This is a genomic window from Methanobacterium petrolearium, from assembly GCF_017873625.1.
Lineage (GTDB): Archaea > Methanobacteriota > Methanobacteria > Methanobacteriales > Methanobacteriaceae > Methanobacterium > Methanobacterium petrolearium.
Genome location: NZ_JAGGKL010000008.1, coordinates 55,102 through 73,109, shown reverse-complemented (window position 1 = coordinate 73,109; position 18,008 = coordinate 55,102). Strand labels below are relative to the sequence as shown.

The window sequence follows — 18,008 nt, the reverse complement described above, 5'->3', positions numbered from 1 at the left end:
GATTCAAAAAGGTATGGACTCATTCGTAATATATTATATTAAAATTAATTACATAATAACACTCTAGATAAATTACAAAACATATTTTCTAATTAACAATTAGTTGGTGGATGCAATGAAAGCCCGAATATTTGATACTACTCTCCGTGATGGTGAACAGACTCCAGGAATATCCTTAACACCAGATGAAAAGCTTTTAATTGCCAGAAAACTGGATGAATTAGGAGTTGATGTAATAGAAGCAGGTTCTGCCATCACTTCTGAAGGGGAAAGAGAGGGCATTAGAAATATAACCTCTGAAAGCCTTTCTGCGGAGATATGTAGTTTTGCCAGGGCAGTTCAGGTAGATATTGATGCTGCTTTAGATTGTGATGTGGACAGCGTCCATTTGGTGGTTCCCACCTCTGATTTGCACCTGAAACATAAACTGCGCAAATCAAGGGAAGAAGTGAAAGCCATGGCTGTTCAATCAACCCAATACGCAGTGGATCATGGGCTTCTGGTGGAACTATCCGCGGAAGATTCCACTCGTAGTGATATGGAATATCTGAAAGAGATTTTCCAGGCAGGAATAAATGCCGGAGCCAAACGTATATGTGCCTGTGACACTGTGGGTATGCTCACCCCAGAACGTTCATTTGAATTTTACAGTCAACTCCAGAAACTGGGTGTTCCATTGAGTGTGCACTGTCATAATGATTTTGGTTTAGCAGTTGCAAACTCTCTTGCAGGAATCAGAGCAGGCGCAACCCAAGCCCACGTAACAGTTAACGGAATAGGAGAAAGAGCAGGAAACGCATCATTAGAGGAATTGGTAGTTTCACTGTACTCACTTTACAATGTTAAGACCAAAGTGAAGCTTCAAATGCTTTATGAAGTATCAAAAACAGTTGCCAGGATCACTGGAATGTATCTACAACCTAACAAGGCCATAGTGGGGGAAAACGCCTTTGCTCACGAATCCGGAATACATGCTGATGGAGTGATAAAAAAAGCCGAAACATACGAACCCATAACACCGGAACTTGTGGGACACAAACGTCGTTTTGTCATGGGTAAACACGTGGGCTCACACATCATCAAACAAAGGATTGATGAAATGGGTTTCAGGGTGGATGATGAAAAATTCTCCCAAATATTCAACAGAATCAAAGCACTTGGTGATATGGGAAAATGTGTAACTGACGTGGATTTACAGGCCATAGCAGAGGATGTAATGGGGGTCATGACTGAAAAACCAGTGGAACTTCAGGAGTTAAACATAGTATCTGGAAATAAGGTAACACCAACTGCTTCGGTTAAACTAAAAATTGGTGATGTTGAAAGATTAGAAGCAGGTGTTGGTGTAGGACCAGTGGACGCTGCGATAGTAGCCATCAAAAAAACCATAAAAGATGTTGCTGATATAGAATTTGAAGAATACCACGTGGATGCCATAACTGGAGGTACTGACGCTCTTATTGATGTGGTGATAAAACTCAAACACGATGGTAAAGTGGTAAGCGCCAGAAGCACCCAACCTGATATTATAAACGCCAGTGTAGAAGCATTCCTTGGTGGTATTAACAAGGTACTCCTGGACAAAAGGTATGAAAAGCCTGATAAAAATCCTAAATAATCACTTTTTATATTTTTTTTGGCATATTTTTTATTTAATCTTTTATTTTTCCAATAAAAACTAGAACTAATATTACAGGGATTAACATGGAAGATACTTATGCAGAATCATTACAAGTTCATGAATCATGATATTCAGATTGCGTGTTTTGATGTAAAGATAGATGATTTAAAGAAAGTAATCGGTTTTACCAACAGAATCTGTGAAAAAGGCACGGTACAATTGTTGAATTCCAGAGGATTGGCTGGTGAAAAACACATTTTGCAGGCTACAATACAGGCATTGAAGGCATTTGATAGTAATAAAAACACAGCAAAAGATTTGGGCTTAGAGATCTGTCTTAGAGCTTCTGCTCAAAGGCAAATATCCCATGCTCTTAATATATTGGGGATAAAGGAGGGGAAGATGGAAGTCTGTGCAGTTGCAGTGGACTGTGATAAACACATTTTTAATAAAATGGAGGAAGTTCTGGGCAAAATGCATGAAGGTATGAAACAGGCAGATGAGGAAACATTAAAAAATTTGTATAAAATTTCCAATGAAGAAATAAAAAGTGCAGGGAATATTGAAAGGGTTTTAATTGAAAAAACAGCACTTTTAAACCTTGAAATCTGAGATATTCAAGTATTAATAGCAAACTATAGTGACTAAGGCATTAAATCTCTCATAAAAATATTGGTTTAATTTTGTTCCTTTTTTATCTTTTTTTATTGCCTCTTCAGCACCATGGCGGACATAAATGTCATCATCATTCCACAAAACCTTAAAAGCATCCAACGCATTTGGTGTGATTTTTGGTTTATTCATTCATGGCCTCTATTTGGTCATATTGTATATAAGATATTCTAGGGCAATAAAGTTAACCTTGCAATGCATAAAGAATCATTCTTAATAACTTTAAAAATGGTTCCTCACATTCTCAAACCAGTTAAATTTACATAAAAATACAGTCAAATAGTTTTCTCCACAATCTTAACTATTTTTCGAAGGTTATTTTTTTCTAAACATTGGGTATCGAGGTTTTTAACCTCTAAACAGATTGCAAATTGGTTAATCCGATCATAACGGGGGCAAACCGTGATCATACCACCGCCCTTTACTCTGATATTTTTTCTAAGTTCTTTAGCTTTTAATTTGGGTTCATCCAGGGACAGTGCAAGATTTATTCCCCTTTTTTTTGGGTGTAAAACAGATTTGTTTTTTTCGGATTTAAACTCTTTTTTCAGAAATTCACAGGCTTTGAGTGTTTTAGTTAGGCTTTCAGGGGCTTTCTTAATTTCTTCTACCAAACCTGCACAGATAACCGGACTGCTTTTAACAGTTTTAATAAGGTAATGGGCATCTTTAAAGAATTTTACATTGTTGGTGGAGATAAAACCACCACTTCCAACGTTAACTATTTTTGGATATCCAGTAGAAGCCACTATGATATGGGCATGGTCACCACAGGCCAGATTTTTCTGGGGATCACCCACTGATCCTGAGGCATCCTCCACCAGAATCACGTCATGGTCTTCACAAATCTCATAGATTTCTTTCACTGGTTGTTCAGCCATATAACCAGCAAAACTGGTGATGAAAAGAGAATCAGGATTATTTTGTTTTATATGGTCTTTTAAGACTTTTAAATCTATAACTCCCATTTTTGTAGGTACACGTATTAGTTTAAGACCTAAAAATTCAGCCATTTTTATAAATCCACTCCAACCGCCCTGGTTTGGTATCATAACTGGCCCTTTCATGTTACTCATGGCAACCATTATTGCGGCATTACCACTACAGAGCACACGTGAATGTTCATGGTTTGTGAAACTTTTTATACTCTCTTCGGCTAATTTTGTGTATTCATTGCTCCTTTCACGGTTACCAAGTTCAAAAGAAGCATTTGCCATGGCTTTAATCGCTTTGTTGGAAGGTTTTTTGAATAAAAGTTCCATTGAATCACTTTAATATGGCTGTTTGTCTTGAATTTTTATATTAAATAACTAATTTGATTATTTTCTATTTATTTCGCGAAATATGAGTCCAGGGTGGTCTGTCTGGAAAGAAGAATGTCCTGCAGGAGATCACTACGTTTAATGAAACTATCAACCGAGAGTTTTAATTTAGTGTCAATGTAAGCTAAAGCACTTTTCATATCCTCGAATTCATGGTAAGGTTGTAACATGGCATTTCTGACATTTTCCCTCACATTAAACACTCCCAAAGGAATGTATCCTGAGTATGCCTCTCTGAGAACTATTACTCCTGCCTGGATTTTTTGTTGTGCTAAAGATTCCAATACTGCCATTTTGCAAGTGTAATAACATCCTCCCACCCTTGAGTATTCTTTTTTGCCAGGGTAATGTTCGTAATCGGAGAATATCATTTTTTCTCTCCCTAAAACTTCAAGAAATGCTTCCATCCACTCATATTGCCATGCTGTGGGGAGTAAGAGCACTGCGTAGTAATTTGAGAGGCTTTGGAATTCATATACACGATGGACATCCAAAGGATCATGGTGTTTTACTTCTCGTAGTAATTCATCAGCTATGGTACTATCACAGGCAGTTATTGACCAGCGGGTGGGAACCAGGCGCCTGCGTTTATCCACACCCATAGTGCCCACTGAAAAGGCTTTTTGAATATGGGAAAAGGGCACGTCTTTTTGGTGTAGATCTATGAGTGCTTCTTTGGCCTTTAAATCAGTATCATAGTATGCCTTCTCTAGTTCCCGGTCCCAGCGGACGTTGTCAATTTCAAACTTTTCCAGGATTGCGCTTGGACCATGTGGGGCCTGATATTCACTGAATGAAACTCCTCGTGGTTTTTTCCAGAATTCTGCTTCACTGTCAATGGAACTGGAAGCTAGGGAAATATTTTGAAGCTTTTCTACCATTCTGTTATCCAGATCAGTGACTCCCAACATGTTCTTACCCCTAACCAAACTCATACGATAAGAAATAATGTCTTCCTGGCTTTTGTTTCCAGGAATCCATGCTTCAGGAGTGTCCATTATGGTGGTATCTCCAGATACAGATGATATCATGGGTCCGGCATATACTTTGGGATAGTTCCAACTACCTATGAACACTGATGGAGGTGTGCTTCCATCCAACTGTTTACCTACGTCAACTGAGGGTATCTGAAATTTAGAAGTCAGTTTTTTAAGGTAAGTCTTCTTACCCATCATATTATCATATCAATTAAATTGCTTTTTTATAAAGATTTTAGGTGAGCAGGTGAGAACTATTAAATTTTCAAATAATATTCCTGCTTAGATCTCACCATTAATTTGTAGTTTTCAACAATCAGGTCTTTCAATTGTTATGTCCAAATTATTCATGATATTCTTAAGCGAATTTCATTTTTTAACCAGATTAAGGGAAGCTGAATTCATACAAAAACGCAAGCCAGTGGGTGGTGGGCCATCATCAAAAACATGACCTAGATGAGAATCACAGCGGGCGCAAAGCACCTCAGTACGCACCATGAATAAACTACGGTCTGTTTTAGTTTTAACATTTTCTTCTGCAACAGGTTCCCAGAAACTGGGCCATCCAGTTCCAGAATCAAATTTAGCCTGTGAATTGAAAAGATCAGTACCACAGCATACACACTGATAAATTCCGTCTTCATGGCAATTATGATACTTACCAGTGAAAGCAAGTTCAGTCCCATTTTTTCGGGCAACATTAAATTGTTCTGGACTCAAAATCTTCTTCCACTCTTCATCAGTCTTAACAATTTTTTCAACCAGTTTAATCTCATTAGAATCAATGAAATAAATTGGAATAAGACCATTAGAGTTAAGTGGGGTTCCCATATAAATCACCGTCGCAAGGTTTTTTTTTACAAATTTATTTGTAGGTGATATTGGCATGAAACGATATTATATATGGATTTTATAAACTTAAAATAGGTGTATAATCAAAAAAATAAATTCCCTTATCCAAAACATATTATAAAAATAGGGATTAAGGACAGGATTAAATGAGTTCGGATGAAATTAAGAGGAGGAATCGAGAAAAAAGGGGACAAATCACACCAGAAGATCTAAAACCCTATTCTAACTCTCCTGACAACCATTTAATTGAGTTATTGAATGATGATCATCCCCAAAAAAGGACTATTTCTGCAACCCTCCTGGGAAAAAAACAGATTATAAAAGCTGTGATACCTCTTACTTCTGCGTTAAAGCAGGAAAAAGCATTGTATTCTCGAATTGCAATTTCAAGAGCATTATCCGAAATAGGGGAACCTTCAATTACTCCGTTAATAGACATTTTAGGTGAAATTGGAAATAATCAGGAAACTCAACTTCCCCAGAAATATTTCAACAAGAAAAGTTACCCCCTGGCTAGGGACATGGCAGCTAGAACACTGGTTAAAATAGGGAAACCAGCAACTCTTCCCCTTATAAAAATATTCAAAGATGAAAACAGTTTTAAAGTCCAACAGGCCATAGATGCAGTGGGGGGAATAGCAGCCAAAACCAATGATGAAAGGGGGTTAAAATCCTTAATTAGTCTTTTCCAATCCTCCTTGGAGAAGCATGACAAACTTACTTCATGGAAAATAGTCAGGGCTTTAGGCGGGTTTCGAAATTGTGAAGATGCCACCGGCCCCCTATTGGCGGTGATAGAACATGCCATGGAAAATGAGGATGATTTCCCGATCATCTGGGAATCAGTGCGTAGTTTAGGCCAAATTAGAGTTGGAAATTCTCAAATAATGAACTTACTATTGGAGTTATCCCATCATCAAAATTCAGAAATTAGCAAAGCATCTAAAATTGCTATGAAACAGTTTGACAATTAATCTATTACTGATATTAATGATGTTAAAGAAAGTAATGATAAAAAACCAGAACAACAATAATTAACACGTTTTTTGAGGGAAAAAATGGAAATAAAAAACAAGATTTCTCTTATCCTATTTGATATGGATGGATTGATGTTTGACACACAGACTTTGGGAATACAAACCTGGATAAAAGCTGGAAAAAGTCAGGGTATTGACATTTCTGAGTCAATTGTCACAGAATCATTTGGTCTAGATATCCACGGTGCAAAAAAGGTGTTTAAGAAACATTTAGGGAATAATTTCCCTTATTATGATATTAGGAGTTTAAGGTTAAAGTATACCAACGATCATATAAACGAAAATGGGGTTCCTGTAAAAAACGGGCTTTATGAATTGATTGAATTTTTGGATGAGAAAACAGTATTTAAGGCAGTGGCCACATCCACAGAAAGGGAAAGAACAGAACGTTTATTGTGTTCTGCCGGGGTTAAAGATAAATTCGATATTATAATATGTGGAGATGAAGTTTCCAATGGTAAACCCGAACCAGAAATATTTCTAGCTGCAGCTAGAAAAATGAATTGCAAAACAGATGAATGTGTGGTTCTGGAAGACTCACTTAATGGCATTATAGCTGCTTCAAAGGCAAATATGATTCCTTTACTGGTATCTGATGCTAAAAAACCATCAAAAGAGATTGAAAAATTAACCGCAAAGACTTTTAACTCTCTTTATGAGGTAAAAAATTTTTTTAAGACACTGGATCTTTAAGCATTCCAAATCTTTATTACCTTTTTTATCAATAGCTTATTTTTCAAAATATCGGTCAAATAATAACTATCATTCTTCACTTTTTCCGTCCCACGTAGTAAAAACCATTGGAAATATTGCCATTCATCGTTTTAAAAATTGTTTTTTCAAATATTAATTCTTCATATTCTTCAGTTAGTTTTGATATATGTTTCATGGTATGATGTCTCAGAATTAATCCTTCAGGGAGTTCAAAAACCCCATATACTCCATATTTATCTTCATATTTATGATAACGTTCGAGATTTCTCTGATCATCGTTTAAAAGAAAATCACTGACATACAAAACACCTCTAGTTGTGAGTACTCGTGTTATCTCTCTTATCAAGTTTTCCTGTTCTCCAGTCTGAAAATTACTGGTGAGAACTCCAACAAGGGTAACAGCATCAAATTCATCATCAGGAAATGGTAATTTTTCTCCATCATTCTTAACAAGATTTAAATAAGGATATAACTTTGATCCTCTTTTTATCATTTTTTCAGAGAAGTCAACACCAGTTAAATTCTTAAAACCATTATTATAAAGTTCATTTAATATTCTGCCGTAACCACAACCCACATCCAGTATTTTCATTCGGTGAGAGGTGTGTTTTTCAAATTCTTCCATTTGGAATGGTGTGGGAAACTCTTTTACTTCTGCTAATTCATCCCAGCACTTTTCCTGGTTTTTTATTTTGTTCATAGTTTGTTCCTCTTTGGTATCCTTTTCAACATGTAGGTTATTTTCATGGATGCTGGCCTTGCATTCGAGAAGAGTTATGTTATTTTTATCTTTAATTATGTTTGAATTTTAATTAAAAAAAGGAATAATTGGTGTATAATCAACAGTAGATAACTTCAATCTTTCTTTTTTTGTTATAAGATTCCATAATTTCGAGTAATGTGTTAAGACCATGTAAAAGTCCTTTACCTGAGATTGCCTCAGTTGGGAGTATGGGAACATTGGGGTGATTTTTTAATGGTTCATTAGTTAAATCCTGTTTATTGGCAAATATTACGTAAGGTACGTTTTTTTCTTCAACAAAATTTATCATTTCGGTGCAGGTGTTAGTAATTCCATGGGTGTTGTCAATAAATATGATAGCTCCATCCATGTTTTTGGATAAAACGTCTCCCATAAACTCAAATCTGTCTGCTCTAGAGGGGCTGAATATTTGGAGTTTTTTATTATTTATGATGGTCTTTCCATAACTTGCAGAAGCAGTTTTTTTCAAATTATTACACATATGTTTAAGGGCAGTTTTTTTACCAGCACCGGAGTTTCCCAGCATCAAAATTTTTTTAATTTCCATATAATCACCTATAACTCACTCAGAATTAACTATACCATATAAATCTCCCTATATCGCCCATTATAACCTTGATATATGCATGAATAACTGGGTTAAGTTCATAAAATGACTTTGGAGTGAAAAGTTAAACAACCAATTGTACCAGTTTCACATCCATTCGCGTCACAGTATTACACTATCTTCACAAAAAAATAAAATTCATCTTAATGCAACGTGCCAAAATTCACATCATATAAATAATGGTCTGTGGGTATGAATATTGCTGGGGGTATGAATATTGCTTTTAGTGACTTGGATGATTTAGATCCCTAAATTTAGATCCACATTCCAAATAATTAGTTATGAAGTAGAATGATTGATAATGGATGGATTATGAAGAATATGGGGGAAAAATTACGTTTTAAATAATTAAAAAAATTAATCAATTGCACTTTCTCCCGTTTCAGTGGTTCTTATTCGTATTACCTCTTCTACAGGGGATATGAATAGTTTTTCACTCACATTTTCAGTTTTAATTGCTTCAAAAGCCCGGACCAAATATTCAATTTCTTCTTTTTTGATAATCATCATCATTTCCATTTTTGGTGGTAATTCCAGTTCATAAATACTGGCACGATATGTTTCCATTTTTTCATTGTCTGGGTCTTGGTATTTAATTTCAATTAGGGTTATATTTGAAAATCCAAATTCTTTCAGGGAATTTTTCACATTTTCCAGTTCAATTGGATGGAAAAAGAACCTTACTTTACAAAATTCTGTTTCAGGCTGTGGTGCAGCCGCTGGTTTTTGATGGGTTTCCATTTCTATTGATTCAAGGTTTTCTTGTGGTTCGTGGTTTTCTTGTGGTTCGTGGTTTTCTTGTGGTTCTTCATGTTCAATTATGGGAGGTTCTTGGTCATGTTTCTCGATTAGTTTTAATAAAATTTTCAGACCGTCATTAATACCAATTCCATCCTTTATAATGGTTGGAATAATAAGTTCGCCTTCAACATACGTGTTCATTTCATATTCGCCAAAATCGGCTCGATTTGCAAACAAAACATGTGGTATGTTTTTGGTGTTAATCAAATTGATAATTTCCACATCTGTTTTGAAAATTCCCACCTGTGTCTCAATAAAAATAATAACTCCATCCACATCTCCAGATAATGCCTGTTTAATTGAAATAAATTCCTGATGGCCAGGGATGTTAAATAAATAATTGTTTTGTCCATCTATTTGGATTTTCCGGTAATTAAAAATCGATAATTCAATTTTTTCTTCCATTATTATGTTTTCATTGAAATAGTTTAGTAGTTCTTCAGACTGTTCATGGGTTGAGTTATAATTGCTGAAGATAACGATTTTTTTAACATTGATGAGGGATTCATTTTCCAATTCAGTCACCTTAGATTATGATTACTACAATATTTTGGATTTTTTCTCGTTTCGGAAATAATTCTTTTTCAAGATAGTTATTTTAATTAATCATCATGCAGATAGTGAAATAAATCAAATATAAACTAATTTAGAGGTATTTTCTAATAACTATTTAATAAATAAATTAAAAAGTGGTTTAAATTATCAGTGGCTTATAGCGTGAGCTTCATTGGCATATTTGTTTTCCATTAATTCTAATAATAAGTTTAAACCTTCTAAAACACCTTTACCTGATATTGCCTTTGTAGGGATTATATAAACACGAGGATAATGGCTATATAAGGGGTTATTGTTTAAATCCTGTTTGTTGGCAAATATTATGTAGGGAACCCCTTTTTCCTCCACAAAATCGATCATCTCTTCACAGTTAGGAGTTATTCCCTGAGTATTGTCAATGACTATAATAGCTCCGTCCATGTTTTTGGATAATATGTCTTTCATGAATTGAAATCTCTCTGCACTGGATGGACTGAATATTTGAAGCTTTTTATTATTTGCAATAGTTTTCCCATAACTTGCAGCTTCAGTTTCAACCAAATTGTTACAGATATGTTTCAAGGTTGTTCTTTTCCCTGAATCTGAGTCTCCTAACACTAAAATTTTTTTAGTTTCCATCTGATCACCAACAAAATTTAACAGGAATACGGAATCCTACTTCCGATCAAATTGTTCGTTTTAATAGTATATAAATTTATCCACAATATTACTGATTAACCAAAAATTTGTTTATCGAAAATGAATTTTTCCTGAATATTTGTCTAATATCTAAAAATATGCAGGATACTCGAAAAAATGAATGAAAAATAGCATTATGCCAGCTCAATAGTACTAGGGGGCTTATCACTCACTGAAAGAGAAACATGGGTTACTTCAGGTATTTCAGCAGTTATCCTACTGGAGATTGTTTTAACCATTCCCCAAGGTAGTTCAGGGACATCTGCAGTCATAGCATCCAAAGACTCAACCATTCGCAGAACAACTAAGTATCCGTAATCCCTTATGTCCCCTTTCACACCAGTAACCTTGGTGTTGGTTAATACTGCAAAGTACTGCCACAATGTTTTATCCAAACCCTCTTTTTGCACTTCTTCTTCCACAACGGCGTTGGCTTTGCGGCATATCTCGATTTTTTTCGGGGTTATTTCCCCTGCAATGCGCACTGCCAATCCAGGACCAGGGTATGGTTGCCGATTTACCATTTCAGGGGGTAAGCCCATTTCAGTTCCGATAATTCTTACCTCATCTTTGTACAATTCTCTTATGGGTTCAACAATTTCTAAAACCATCCCATGGGGGAGGGCCAAATTATGATGGGATTTAATGTCACCTTGACTCTCAATCCAGTCTGGGGCAATGGTACCTTGCACCAGAAACTCAGCACCGACTTTTTCAGCCTCTCTTTCAAAAACCCGAATGAACACTTCACCAATGATCTTCCTTTTCTCTTCAGGGTCTTCCACACCCTGCAGTTTACCCAGAAATTCTTCACTAGCATCAATATATTTTAGATTCAGCCGATTTTGGAAAGTATTCTGAACGTAATCTGCTTCCCCCTCTCTGAGGAGGCCATGATCTACAAAAACCGCAGTCAAATTCTCACCAATAGCTTTAGAAACCAGTACTGATGCTACTGAACTATCAACACCCCCGGAGAGGGCTATTATTGCTTTTTTACCTTTGATGGTATTTTTTAGTTCATCTATTGATTCTTTAATAAAAGAAGACGGATCCAACATGTTTATCAACCTTTAATGACTTTTTTTGATTCAATGAAATATGAAAATTTGTTAAGTAGTTTAATATGATAATTTCTTCTCTTAGGTGGGTTAATTATTCCAATGGAGTCTTAATCAGTTTTATGGTATTCTCGACAAACTTCATAAAAATTCTCAAAAACTTTAGGCCCCTCTGGAGTATGATAAACCTCAGGATGGAACTGTATACCATATAAAGGTTTTTCAGGGTGTTTCATAGCTTCAATGTCACATATGGGTGATGAAGCGAGAATTTCAAATTTCGGGGGAATTTTGGTAACTTCGTCCTTGTGAGAAGCCCATACATCTAACTGGGGTCCCAAACCCTTGAAAATATCATCCTCATCTTGGATGTTGATCTGAATCTGAGCATAACTTTCTGAGCCCGCAGATCCTATTTCGCCACCGTAAGCCTTGGCTATAATCTGGTGACCGAGGCAGATTCCCAGAATGGGATAATCCAGTTTTTTAACATATTCGGTGCTGTTACCAGATCTTTCCACTGAAGGACCTCCCCCTAATATGAGTCCTTTGGGGTTTTTATCTTCAATTTCAGAAAGTGAAGTAGTGTTGGGCACCAGCTCAGAGGGTATTTTCAGATAGTGAAGGGTACGATGGATGCGGTGATTATACTGCCCATGATTATTAATCACTAATATCATTATAGATGTTCTCCTTGGATTTATCTTCTTAAATTTATCGTTTAATAGGGTTTAACTTTAAATATAGATGACTGATGCTTATTTAATTTCTTAATTCACCATGATACTGATTAAATTTGTGTTATGGAAATATTTTTATGTTGAAATGGCAATATAGAAAAATATGGAACTTCAAGACATTTTACTCATACTGGTGGCCCTGGTGCTGGCAGTGGTTTTCTTCTATGTATTCATATGGTTACTTCCAGTTATAATTATACTGGTAATCGCCTACGTCATATACATATTTTTGAAGGGATCCTAAATTAGTACGTGACCATTAAAACTTATCGTTTCTTTAATTTAGAGAATAAAAAGTCATATTCATTTTTTTACCAATTGTTTATTTTTTTATACAGGAGATACGGAAGGATAACATGATTGAAACAGAAAAATTCAAAGGATTGAATGCAAATTTAATGGCACTTAAGAAAGAAGTAGGGGATGCTGAAAAAGTTACTTTTGTAGGCATTCCTGGTGTTTGCAGTCCATTTGCAGAACTATTCGCCTATGTAATTCGAGACAAAGAATCAGTGTTTATGGCTAAAACTGATATGGAAAGCGCACGTAAAATAGAACGCACTCCACTTGGCATGCAATTTTCACAAGAAGCTGATCCTCATTCTGGGGTTGTGGCATTGCTTGGCGGACTTTCTATGCCCCAATATAATGTAGACATAGAAGATGTTAAAAAACTCTTAGATGACATCCTAGAACCTAATGGGAAGATCATCGGACTCTGTTATATGGACATGTTTAAAAAGGCAGGTTGGGATGAGTTAATTGATTTTGACTGCATAATCAATGGCATGTTAACCGGAGAGATCCTTAGAAAAGAATAAAACAAAAATAGAAGATTAGGATAATGGTTATAATGTCAGATATTTATTCTTTGGGAATGGAACGTGGTCTTCTCTATGAGACCATCCTCACCACCCAAAACAGGGATGGAACACCCAATGCAGCACCAGTAGGGGTGGTGTGTAAAAATGAAAACGAGATTGTTCTTTATCTTTTTAAGGGGTCAAAAACCTATTTGAATGTGAGACGTAAAAAGACTTTTTATGTTAATCTATCAAAAGACCCCCTATTGTTTGTCCAATCAACCATTGGGGATCTGGGCAGTGGAAAATTCCAGAAACAAAACAGTGGATTTTCTCTTAAGGGTGCAGATTCATTTTTCAGGGCTGATGTAACTCATGAAAGGATCGTAGAACGGAAGGATCACCTGGGAACATCTACTTTGAATATTGTCCGAGCCAATGTTAAAGAAGTTGTCGAGGTCAATCAACACCCTGAACCTTTAAACCGGGCTATTTATGGGATCATTGAGGCGTTGATATATTTAACTCGGATTGACATGGTATCTGAAGATGAAAAGAATAAGAATCTGGATAAAATAGATGAAATCTCCAGAGTGGTGAATAAAGTGGGTGGTGAAGACCATAAAAAAGCCATGAAAATGATTTTAAAGGAATTGAAGTCTAAATAATCAAATAATTACACTTTTTTAATATAATCTATAATGGAAATTTGATCCGGAAATATATTACTTGAAGATATATTCGAATGAAAATTATTAATAATTAGGAATAACTAATAATAAAACTCTTTTCTTCTTGCTTCCAACAAATAGGGTTCTTCACCTAAAAGTTCTGATGCTACTAATATTTTTCCGCCAGATTCTTCTCTTATAGTTTTTAAAAAGTTAAAACAGCCAAGGTCTCTTAACAAATGATGATCCACAACCACTCTTGATATTTTACTTGCTATTTCAACAAGATTTTCCCGGGCTTTTTCAATATCCTCTTTTTCCAGGGCAAAACCCTCAAGATAAATAGGAGGACCACTTAAAATTAGAGTATCGGGGTTTTCATCAATTATAAGTTCTTTTGACCCCTCATAGATTGGTCCTTGAACATCTGAAGCATGCATAACCTTTTCATCATTCCATTCTATAGTGGTGGTTATCACATAACCCAACCGACTTCCCTCCGGACCGTGGGGCAATGGTTTTGAAAATTTAATCCTCGTATCTCCAATTTCAAAAGTATTTCCATCGGCGTAGGTGATGTCACGGCTTTTCATGATTTTCAGATTCTTTAAAAAGTCACGGGCCCTTTTTTGTTGACTTTTATTTATATGGGAAGTGGGATGCTTTATGAACAACTTTTTATCCTGGTATATTTCTTCTGCATATTTAGGAGCTGAAGCCAGGTATAGTCCCAGGCTGAAAGGCGTGAAATGATCATGGTGATAATGGCTGATGGTAACAATATCTGCATTGGCAGCATAATCCTGAATTCTAGTCCGGGTTTCATGCAAAGCATCAAATTCATCCTTCCAGGGAGGGAATCCGAACCTTTTAGGGGCAATAGATGTTCCAGGGTCCATGAGTATTTTCTGGTCAGTTTCAATGAAGGTGGCCATGGAACGGACACCCATACTTTCAAAGGCCAGAGGTACGATTTTCATGATAAAACACCCATTGATAATCTTTAGTTTAAAATTCAATTAGATACATTTGAATAAATGCTTATTTATTTTATAACATCAACAAATTGAAAATTTTCAACATCAAACAGACCTTGGTCACTAATTTTCAGTTTAGGAATCACCAGAAGCGCCATGAAGGACATGGTCATAAAAGGTGAAGCAAGTTCACATCCAATATCCTTAACTATTTTATGTAACTGGCTTAGTTGGGAAGACACATCTTCTGCACTTTCAGTGCTCATAAGACCAGCGATTGGAAGTTTTAACGAGTAACAATCACCATCAGACACAACAACAATCCCTCCATTGTTTTTGGAAAGAATATTCACTGCTTCTGCCATATCCTGGCAATTGGTACCAACCACAATGATGTTATGAGAATCATGGGCAACACTGGAGGCAATCGCCCCATTTTTAAGCAGGAATCCACGTATGAAAGCATTTGAAACATTATCATGGCCGTATCTTTCCACAACCGCGATTTTCAGGATGTCTTTTTCGGTGTCAGCTTGCAGATGACCGTCAACAACTCTTAAAACAGCTTCTGTCTCCGAGGTAAGTAACTGGCCTTCTATTACATCAATCACCCTGACTTTTTCTTCTTCATGAGGAGAATTAACTTCAAAATCAGATGCTTTTTTGGGTTTAACTCTGAAAGTACTCTTTAAAAGAAGGGGGTCCACTTGGAAGAGTGGGGCACCGTTTTGAGACACAAGTTTTCCTTTAATCCACACTTTGTCCACTTTGAAATTTTCCAGATCATCCACCAGCACCATGTCTGCAGGGGAACCTGGTTTTAATCCCCCACAACTCAAATTGTAATGTTCTGCAGGGTTTAAAGTGACCATTCTCAGGGCATCCACAGGGTCCATACCTAAATGCACAGCTTTCTTTAAAATTTGGTCTATATGTCCATTCAACAAGTCTTCAGGGTCCCGATCATCAGATACCAGGAATTCTCCCCCTACAGAAATCAGTTCTTCCAGGTTATGGGCAGATGAACCCTCCCTGATCATGATCTTCATACCCAAACCCTTTTTTTCATGGGCTTCCTCTAGCTGGGTGCATTCATGGTCTGTGGATATGCCAGCCCCAATGTAATCACACAGATCTTTTCCAGATAACAATGGGGCATGCCCATCAACTGGTTTACGGTGCTTTTGGGCGATTTTAATCTTCTCCAAAACCACAGGATCATTTCCTATAACTCCGGGGAAGTTCATCATCTCCCCCAAAGCCACCACTTGGTCATCATCCATCAGAGTGTCTATTTCATCAGGGCCTAAAATGGCTCCGGAAGTTTCAAAAGGAGTTGCCGGGACGCAAGATGATGCAGTAAAGAAAACTTGCAGGGGAGTGGTAGCGGCATCTTTCATCATATATTTGATCCCTTCAACACCCATGACATTGGCGATTTCATGGGGATCAGCCACCACGGCTGTGGTTCCGTGGGGTACCACAGCCTCAGCAAAACGGGAGGGTGTAAGCATGGAACTTTCAATATGGATATGAGAATCAATAAAACCGGGTAAAATATATCCAGAATATTCTCCTTTAATTTCCCTTAAACAGGTTATAATACCATTTTTAACTTCAATTTCGGCAGGATAAATCTCTTCTGTAAAAACATTTACTAGATTTCCTTTTATCATACACATTTCCCCATCCTGAATGGATTTGTTAAAGTTTGAAGTGAAATTTAAACTTCATCAATCATTTATTCATTGTTCTAACATTTAAGGGCGGGCACTGGTTAGTATTGTTATTTTTATTCCAGTGAAACACAGAACAGTAGGTAATTAATATGGAATAGCCTGATGTTGTCTTAAATCATTACTCTGGTTTTAGTTTTCACTTAAAAAGAATTTAAGTGGATGGATATTTCAGGATCTTAAAGGTCCCTAAAACTAATCTTCCTTAAGTTCATGGTAAAGTATGGGTAAAAACGCTCCCACATCAGTTACAATACCAACCACCTGGGCACTGCCACGATCACTGAGTTTGGTGACTGTAGCAGGGTTAATATCCACACAGATACTTTTCACCTGTGAAGGTAGAATGTTTCCCACGGCTATGGAGTGGAGCATGGTGGCGATCATGATCACCATATCCACGTCCTGAACATACTTCCTCATCTCATCCTGAGCATCAATCACATCAGTTATAACATCAGGTAAAGGTCCATCATCCCTTATGGAACCGGCCAGTACAAATGGAATATCATTCTTGACACATTCATACATTACTCCTTCTTTAAGCACTCCCTGTTCTACGGCATCTTTGATGGAGCCGGCCTGGTTGATCTGGTTTATGGCGTAGATGTGGTGGCGGTGTCCCCGTGCCACAGCTTCACCAGTCTTCACACAAATTCCCAGAGAGGTTCCATAAAGAGCACTTTCAATATCATGGGTTGCCAGGGCATTACCAGCAAAGATCACATCCACTAAACCTTCCCTGATCATCCGAGCCAGCACCGGGCCGGAACCAGTGTGGATAATTGCGGGCCCACCAACCACAGCAATTTTGCCCCCACGACCTTTAACCTCGTTTATCTCATTTGCAATGCTCTTGATAAGAGTTCTGAGGGGTTTTTCTGAGGATGCACCACTCCCCATAAACTCAAATACTCCCTTTTTGCCTCGAGGCCTCTGGGGGGCCATCACTTTAATCCCTTCACGACCCACCACTACCAAATCACCCTTCTTGATCCGACCAATAGGTTTGATAATGGCTTTTTTGGTTTGAGGCTCAACTACAATCATACAATCCATTTCAATATTTTCGACAGGTACCCATTCATTGTGGTAGCGGATGAAAGTGGGATGGTTGGTTGTGGAGTAAAAATCAGTAGGTAAAGTTTTATCCTTACTGGCGGCTTCCAACTTTGCTTCAGTGATCTCCACCACCATGGCACCTATTTCTGCCAGTTCATCCAGAATCTCTCCCAGAAGAGTTTCAGTATCTGCTTGAACTTTGATCCTGGCAAGGCTGGTGTCTTTTTTCCGTTTACCCACTTCAAATTCCAGGATCTGGAAATCGCCTCCCATGTCCATAATAAGGTCCAATGCTTTGGGTAGGGTGAGGGAATCAATAATATGTCCGGTAAGCTTCACTTCTCTGGTATACATTTTTT

Annotated in this window: 20 protein-coding genes; 7 read left to right on the top strand and 13 right to left on the bottom strand. The window is 36.9% G+C overall.

Annotated elements, in window-relative coordinates:
- The first annotated feature begins 115 nt into the window (after nt 1–115).
- Both J2743_RS08635 and cgi121 read left to right on the top strand, forming a co-directional pair.
- The gene (locus tag J2743_RS08635) at nt 116–1,618 is read left to right on the top strand and encodes a 2-isopropylmalate synthase (RefSeq protein ID WP_209626235.1); all 1,503 of its coding nucleotides are present in this window, start codon (nt 116–118) and stop codon (nt 1,616–1,618) included.
- A 99-nt stretch (nt 1,619–1,717) separates the two neighbouring features.
- Nucleotides 1,718–2,233 carry a KEOPS complex subunit Cgi121 gene (cgi121, locus tag J2743_RS08630; RefSeq protein WP_209626233.1) on the top strand — a complete coding sequence of 172 codons (516 nt, stop codon included), beginning with the start codon at nt 1,718–1,720 and terminating at the stop codon, nt 2,231–2,233.
- A gap of 12 nt (nt 2,234–2,245) precedes the next feature.
- Here the strand turns inward: cgi121 and J2743_RS08625 are convergent, their stop codons facing one another.
- The 4 genes from J2743_RS08625 to msrB form a co-directional block, all read right to left on the bottom strand.
- Nucleotides 2,246–2,425 carry a hypothetical protein gene (locus J2743_RS08625; protein ID WP_209626231.1) on the bottom strand — a complete coding sequence of 60 codons (180 nt, stop codon included), beginning with the start codon at nt 2,423–2,425 and terminating at the stop codon, nt 2,246–2,248.
- Between the two features lie 143 nt (nt 2,426–2,568).
- The gene (locus J2743_RS08620; protein ID WP_209626229.1) at nt 2,569–3,555 is read right to left on the bottom strand and encodes a DegT/DnrJ/EryC1/StrS family aminotransferase; all 987 of its coding nucleotides are present in this window, start codon (nt 3,553–3,555) and stop codon (nt 2,569–2,571) included.
- Nucleotides 3,556–3,623: 68 nt separating this feature from the next.
- Nucleotides 3,624–4,790 (bottom strand): Nre family DNA repair protein, encoded by a 1,167-nt coding sequence (locus tag J2743_RS08615; RefSeq protein ID WP_209626227.1) that lies wholly within the window; start codon nt 4,788–4,790, stop codon nt 3,624–3,626.
- 171 nt (nt 4,791–4,961) lie between these two features.
- On the bottom strand, nt 4,962–5,423 hold the full coding sequence (msrB, locus tag J2743_RS08610) for a peptide-methionine (R)-S-oxide reductase MsrB (RefSeq protein ID WP_209626225.1): 462 nt from the start codon (nt 5,421–5,423) through the stop codon (nt 4,962–4,964).
- A 167-nt stretch (nt 5,424–5,590) separates the two neighbouring features.
- Between msrB and J2743_RS08605 the strand changes: the two genes are divergently transcribed.
- Together J2743_RS08605 and J2743_RS08600 are read left to right on the top strand one after the other, a co-directional pair.
- The gene (locus J2743_RS08605) at nt 5,591–6,418 is read left to right on the top strand and encodes a HEAT repeat domain-containing protein (protein ID WP_209626223.1); all 828 of its coding nucleotides are present in this window, start codon (nt 5,591–5,593) and stop codon (nt 6,416–6,418) included.
- 84 nt (nt 6,419–6,502) lie between these two features.
- Nucleotides 6,503–7,174, top strand: a complete 672-nt coding sequence (locus tag J2743_RS08600; protein WP_209626221.1) for an HAD family hydrolase — start codon at nt 6,503–6,505, stop codon at nt 7,172–7,174.
- Nucleotides 7,175–7,250: 76 nt separating this feature from the next.
- Here the strand turns inward: J2743_RS08600 and J2743_RS08595 are convergent, their stop codons facing one another.
- The 6 genes from J2743_RS08595 to J2743_RS08570 form a co-directional block, all read right to left on the bottom strand.
- Nucleotides 7,251–7,895 (bottom strand): class I SAM-dependent methyltransferase, encoded by a 645-nt coding sequence (locus J2743_RS08595; protein WP_209626218.1) that lies wholly within the window; start codon nt 7,893–7,895, stop codon nt 7,251–7,253.
- A 139-nt stretch (nt 7,896–8,034) separates the two neighbouring features.
- Nucleotides 8,035–8,505 carry a GTP-binding protein gene (locus J2743_RS08590; protein WP_209626216.1) on the bottom strand — a complete coding sequence of 157 codons (471 nt, stop codon included), beginning with the start codon at nt 8,503–8,505 and terminating at the stop codon, nt 8,035–8,037.
- Nucleotides 8,506–8,922: 417 nt separating this feature from the next.
- The gene (locus J2743_RS08585) at nt 8,923–9,891 is read right to left on the bottom strand and encodes a P-II family nitrogen regulator (RefSeq protein WP_342451643.1); all 969 of its coding nucleotides are present in this window, start codon (nt 9,889–9,891) and stop codon (nt 8,923–8,925) included.
- 177 nt (nt 9,892–10,068) lie between these two features.
- Nucleotides 10,069–10,539, bottom strand: coding sequence for a GTP-binding protein (locus J2743_RS08580; RefSeq protein WP_209626212.1), 471 nt, complete (start codon nt 10,537–10,539; stop codon nt 10,069–10,071).
- Nucleotides 10,540–10,733: 194 nt separating this feature from the next.
- The gene (gene guaA, locus J2743_RS08575; protein WP_209626210.1) at nt 10,734–11,660 is read right to left on the bottom strand and encodes a glutamine-hydrolyzing GMP synthase; all 927 of its coding nucleotides are present in this window, start codon (nt 11,658–11,660) and stop codon (nt 10,734–10,736) included.
- A 110-nt stretch (nt 11,661–11,770) separates the two neighbouring features.
- Nucleotides 11,771–12,340 (bottom strand): GMP synthase subunit A, encoded by a 570-nt coding sequence (locus J2743_RS08570; RefSeq protein WP_209626209.1) that lies wholly within the window; start codon nt 12,338–12,340, stop codon nt 11,771–11,773.
- Between the two features lie 163 nt (nt 12,341–12,503).
- On the opposite strand from J2743_RS08570, the gene J2743_RS08565 reads away from it, so the two are divergent.
- The 3 genes from J2743_RS08565 to J2743_RS08555 all read left to right on the top strand — a co-directional run bounded on the left by J2743_RS08565 (nt 12,504) and on the right by J2743_RS08555 (nt 13,871).
- Complete coding sequence (locus tag J2743_RS08565) at nt 12,504–12,644, top strand: hypothetical protein (protein ID WP_209626208.1); 141 nt, start codon at nt 12,504–12,506, stop codon at nt 12,642–12,644.
- A 112-nt stretch (nt 12,645–12,756) separates the two neighbouring features.
- A complete protein-coding gene (locus tag J2743_RS08560; RefSeq protein ID WP_209626207.1) occupies nt 12,757–13,221 on the top strand; it encodes a DUF2124 domain-containing protein in 465 nt (154 codons plus the stop codon).
- A 23-nt stretch (nt 13,222–13,244) separates the two neighbouring features.
- On the top strand, nt 13,245–13,871 hold the full coding sequence (locus tag J2743_RS08555; RefSeq protein WP_245248187.1) for a DUF447 domain-containing protein: 627 nt from the start codon (nt 13,245–13,247) through the stop codon (nt 13,869–13,871).
- Nucleotides 13,872–13,975: 104 nt separating this feature from the next.
- Here the strand turns inward: J2743_RS08555 and J2743_RS08550 are convergent, their stop codons facing one another.
- The 3 genes from J2743_RS08550 to J2743_RS08540 all read right to left on the bottom strand — a co-directional run bounded on the left by J2743_RS08550 (nt 13,976) and on the right by J2743_RS08540 (nt 18,003).
- Complete coding sequence (locus J2743_RS08550) at nt 13,976–14,854, bottom strand: MBL fold metallo-hydrolase (protein ID WP_209626206.1); 879 nt, start codon at nt 14,852–14,854, stop codon at nt 13,976–13,978.
- 65 nt (nt 14,855–14,919) lie between these two features.
- The gene (gene ade / locus J2743_RS08545) at nt 14,920–16,527 is read right to left on the bottom strand and encodes an adenine deaminase (RefSeq protein ID WP_209626205.1); all 1,608 of its coding nucleotides are present in this window, start codon (nt 16,525–16,527) and stop codon (nt 14,920–14,922) included.
- A 255-nt stretch (nt 16,528–16,782) separates the two neighbouring features.
- A complete protein-coding gene (locus J2743_RS08540) occupies nt 16,783–18,003 on the bottom strand; it encodes an ornithine cyclodeaminase, nickel-pincer nucleotide-dependent (RefSeq protein ID WP_209626204.1) in 1,221 nt (406 codons plus the stop codon).
- Nucleotides 18,004–18,008 lie beyond the last annotated feature (5 nt).